This window comes from Salifodinibacter halophilus (assembly GCA_012999515.1).
Classification (GTDB): Bacteria; Pseudomonadota; Gammaproteobacteria; order Nevskiales; family Salinisphaeraceae; genus Salifodinibacter; species Salifodinibacter halophilus.
The window spans coordinates 1-230 of the sequence record JABEEB010000853.1 but is presented as its reverse complement, the minus strand read 5'-3'; the positions used below and the strand labels follow the sequence as shown (position 1 = coordinate 230).

The window sequence follows — 230 nt, the reverse complement described above, 5'->3', positions numbered from 1 at the left end:
GTGCAAAGCTGGCGACGAGGAACGCTCCGTCGTCGCCGAAGCGCTGGCCGAGGAGGCTGGCGTCGCCGTGCGTAGCACGAATACCGCGGGTCGCGTCGCGGTCGTATTCGACGTTCGCGGCGGCGCGTTCGGCGGCGTCGATGAGCGTATCGACCTCGCGTTCGGTGACGAGGTTGAAGTCGTGGCCGGCGGTCGCGTGCGGCGGGAAGGCGAGGCCGGTCGCAGTCTCG

General features: G+C 70.4%; 1 protein-coding gene. It reads right to left on the bottom strand.

Features of this window, described 5'->3' with window-relative positions; translation table 11 throughout:
* A partial coding sequence (locus tag HKX41_13965; protein NNC25239.1) for a DUF2070 family protein occupies positions 1 to 230 on the bottom strand: 230 nt, incomplete at both ends.